The 4,289-nt window shown below is 58.1% G+C and carries 2 protein-coding genes (1 of these 2 running past the window's edge); both read right to left on the bottom strand.

What is annotated here, in order from left to right:
* Positions 1–254: 254 nt before the first annotated feature.
* Positions 255–632, bottom strand: a complete 378-nt coding sequence (locus E3W21_RS01265) for a hypothetical protein (protein ID WP_134417329.1) — start codon at positions 630–632, stop codon at positions 255–257.
* Positions 625–4,289 carry the 3' portion of an RHS repeat-associated core domain-containing protein gene (locus E3W21_RS01270; protein ID WP_134417331.1) on the bottom strand. It continues 862 nt past the right edge of the window, so only the last 3,665 of its 4,527 coding nucleotides appear in the window; its start codon lies off the right edge, out of view — the gene reads right to left on this strand; its stop codon occupies positions 625–627. Before E3W21_RS01270 ends, E3W21_RS01265 begins: the two co-directional genes overlap by 8 nt.

Below are 4,289 nucleotides of genomic sequence, written 5' to 3' on the forward strand. Positions count from 1 at the left end.
GAAGACCGGGACGTTAGGCACCCGGCGCACTCGAAAGCGCCCCGCGCACAGCCACCATAAAACACAGACGATAAAAAACGCCGAACTGGTGGCGCTTGATGCGCCTAACGATAGAAGGGCTTCCACGCCCTGTCACTGAATTTGCAGTGACAGCTAAGAGACTATCGATGAGGCGCGTTGCGCACCAGTTCATGAAAACCGCTACAGATTGAAGGAAACTTCCGACGACCTTGCCCAGAAATTTCGCACCTCAGTCAGAACGCCACATCAATCCTGTCCACCCTAACCTTTACGAATTGTTCATTGAACTCTGGATAATCGTAGTGGATTTCCTGATCCGTGAAGTCAACAAAGGATCGGAAAGTACTTCCGTCCAGATACCCATAGAGAGCGCATGAGAACCCGTCGTCCATCATTTCAACCAGCGAGTTATTTGATTTTTCAGCAGCAACAATGAAATCGCCATCAGGAAGGACGATTTCGAAATCCACCTCATAGGATTTTCCGACCTCGATTTTCAAGGGGCAGTAGCTCGTAAAGCATTTAACCTTTACACCGTTAACGAGCAATAAAACCTCTTCTTCAACGATTTGATCTACTGCCAGCACAACCGCTACATACCTATTAGTCATTCGTGGGCCTCATTACTTTATCGCGAGCATCACCGTTTATAGTTCTCCAGAATTCCTTTCCACTTTTCGTATGTAAAGTCGTTATTTCCTGCTTGTTATTTGTTCCAACAAACGCGAATTTAGCCTCCCCTTTTCGGTTATTTCCCATTAACTGCAGATACCCCACACGAGTCTCCCCTTTGTATTCGTACTCCACACGAGTACCTTTATTCACAACGTCACGCGCTATAAGCAAGTACTCCTCCTTGTTCATGGCATTAAATTCTGCACCGTGCTTTTCATAATGCCCAACAAGCTTTTCTTCGCTACCAAAATCCTGAGGTCGTGGGTTCGGTTTTGGAACGTCCGGCTCACCCTCATCAACCTTCGCCCCAGAAGTATCATCCGGCGCCTGACACCCTGGCTTATTCGGCGGTGGGCAATTCCCGCTCAACCCCAACGGATCAACCCACCCCGTCGGATTCGGCGTGTACTGGTACTGGTTCAGCCCACCCGCCAACTTGATCGGATCCGGCGTCAGGTACCGACCCACCTCCGGATCATAGTACCGATGCCGGTTGTAATGCAGGCCGCTCTCAGCGTCAAAGTACTGCCCCTGAAACCGCAACGGTTGCTCGAGCTGCTCTCCCCCACCGAATGCCAGACGAGTGACTTTGCCGTAGGCGTTGTACTTCGCCGACCAGACAATCTCGCCACCGAAATCCGTCAGCTCCTGCGGCGTACCCAGGTGATCGAGCTGGTAATAAAACGGGCAGGCCTTGCGCGGGCCTTTGCCGTCGAGCATGGCCAGTGGGCGGAAGCTATCGGGTTCGTAAACGTAGCTGCGGTAGTGCTCGCGGCTGCTTTCGGCGACGAGGTTGTCGCCTTGCCAGAAGAACTCGGTGGTGTGGCCGTCGACGGTTTTGGCGATGCGGCGGCCGAAGGCGTCGTAGCGGTAGCTGGCGCTGCGGCCGTCCGGGGTCGTGACGCCGACCAAGCTGTGTTGGCAGTCGTAGCGGTATTCGGTGACGAGTTTTTGCGCGGTGCCGCGGCGTTCGCGGATGAGGTTGCCGAAGGCGTCGTAATCGTAGTGCCGGTCGCCTTGCATGAGCAGGCGATTACCCAGCACCTTCGCTGCGCCGGGGCGGTCCTGCATCAGCAGGTTGCCGGCGGGGTCGTGGGCGAAACTTTCCGGTGGGTCGTCGCGGGTGTGGCGGACGCGGGTCAGGCGGTTGAGCGGGTCGTATTGGTAATTGCGCTGGCCGTGACGGGTGTCGGCGATGCTGTCGAGATTGCCGTTGGCGCTGTAGGCATAGTCGCGGCGATACAGCGTTTGGTGCTGTTGACTGACAGCGTGGGCCTTCAATCGGCCCTGATCGTCGTAGGCATATTCGCTGAGCAACTGCCCCTGATGGCGTTGCTGTTCGCGACCGAAGGCGAATTGGTGAGTGGTGAGTCGCGCGCCGTTGAGGTCGATGGCCGTCAGCGCGCCGCCCTTGGCATGGTGGTAATCGAGTTTGCTGTTGTCCGGCAGACGCAGGCGATTGAGCTGGCCGCAGGCGTCGTAGCCATAACGCAGCGTGCCCCAGCCCTGATGTTCGGTGATCAGGCGGTCCTGCCGGTCGTATTCGAACTCCAGCGGGTGGTCGTGGCCGTCGTCGACGCTGACCAGGCGGCCGAGGCTGTCGTATCGGTATTCAACCTTGATGCCGTCGGGCAGGGTTTTGACCAGCAATCGCCCGGCCGAATCCCGCTGATAAGCCGTCACCAGCTGCGAGCCGTCCTCACCGAACTCGGTTTTCTCCAGCAGATGGCCATTGAGGTCGTAGGCGTACGCCGTGCGTTGGCCGTCGAATCCGGTTTCCTGTCGGATCAAGCCGTTGGGCGTGTAGTCCAGGAGATATTTTTCGCCGGATTCGTTTTCGATCTCGGTGAGTAACAGCTGCGCGTTGTCGTAGCGGGTGATGCGGCCCAGTTCATCGCGTGCGGCGGTGATCTTGCCGTAGGCGTTGTAGCTGAAGGCGCGGCTGGCGCCTGTGGGAAGCGTCGTCTGGATCAGTCGTCCAACGGCATCCCATTGGTACTGGGTAACGCCGCCGTGTTCGTCCTGACGGGTAATCTGCCGCCCTAATGCATCGTAGGAAAACCGCCGTTGACCACCGTCCGGCAAGGTTTCTTCGAGCAGTTGTCCCAAGCCATTCCAGACGAACACATGCCGACTGGTGTCCGGGTAACGGATCGACAGCAGCTGGCCTTTTTCGTCGTAGTGATAATGGCTGACATGGCCGTCGGGGTCGGTCGCTTCGGTGACGGCGCCTTGCGCATTGCGCTGATATTTCCAGACAGCTTTACCGCGGTACCGCGCGTGCAGGAAACCATTGCGATACTCGTAGGCCGTCGGTTCGTCTTCCGGCGGAATCAGCGCGATAAGTCGTCCGACCTCGTCGTAACGGTATTCGGTGACGGCGCCGAGCGGGTCCTGCTCGGCAATCAGCCGACCGTTGTCGTCGTAAGCCTTGAGGTGCTCGCCGCCGTCCAGCTCGACCTTGCGCACCAGCCGCGCGCGGTCGTCATGGACGTAAACCTCTTCACTGCCATCGATGTTCTGGACGGTGACGCTGCCCTCGTCATCCCAGACATAGCGCGCATCCATCTGCGAAAACGACGCCCAGTGGCGGATGCATCGCGCAGCCTTGCCGGACCTTTCCCACTCCCAGAAGAAACTCGCCCCACCGGTCAATTGCCGCTGCAGGATGACGTGCTGATCGTCGTAGTCGTAGCGCTCGCTTTCGCCAGCCGCGTTGGTTGCTTCGATCAGTTGATCGCGCTCGTCGTAGCGGTAGGCGACCAGCGTCTGCTCGGTGTGCCAGGCCTCGTCGAGGGTCTGGGCCGGGACAAAAACCTGATAGTCGACGGCGACCAAATGGCTGCGGTCATAGCGCAATCGCAAGGCACGGCCGGCGCCATTATCGAGGCGTTTGATGCGTTCGTGACGGTCACGGGTGATGCGCAGGCGGTTGTCGTAAGCGTCACTGATGGCCGTCAGCCGACCGTTATGAAAGTGATAGAACCGCGCCTCGTCACCCGCCTGGGCGAGGATCAATTCTTCGGGTTCATCGCCGAGATAAATCGCCGCCCGCGACAGGCTGTTGTGTATCGCCGGGCGCTCGGTACTCGGTAGCGGAAAGGTCGTACGGCGGTTTTCGTGGTCGATCCAGATGACGGTCTCGCCATCGATTTCCAGGTGATGGGCGAGGCTGTGACTCCAGCCGAAACCAAGGCCGCAGTCGATCTCGGCGGCGCTGGTGCGATAGAGCCGGGTGAAGTCGAACGGCAGGATGCCGTCCAGCGAGCCGTCGGTGAGGGTCAACAGTTCTTCGCCGGTGACCATCGACACCGGACATTTGTTGGTGGCGGTTTTATCAACGGAATCGGCGCTGTCGCCGTTGGGGTTTTTCGCTTGATTCGACGCGTCGTCGTGGTGTTCGTCTTTCTTTAGCGAAGCGTTGCGCCGGGCGCTCCAGCTCAACTGCATCCGGCCTTTTTTCATACCGGCTGCGATGCCCCTCGCGGCGACTTTTTTGTAGCGGTCGACGTAGCTGATGAAGCTGTTGATGATCGTGAAAATCGCTTTGACGAGGCGCAGGACAGCGCTGAGTAATTGCGCAGCTCGATTAG

Source organism: Pseudomonas sp. F01002, from assembly GCF_004402115.1.
Taxonomy (GTDB): Bacteria; Pseudomonadota; Gammaproteobacteria; order Pseudomonadales; family Pseudomonadaceae; genus Aquipseudomonas; species Aquipseudomonas frigoris.

What these genes read in the sequence shown, in the direction of transcription:
- E3W21_RS01265 (WP_134417329.1), bottom strand. Translation starts at nt 632, where the DNA reads ATGACTAATAGGTATGTAGCGGTTGTGCTGGCAGTAGATCAAATCGTT.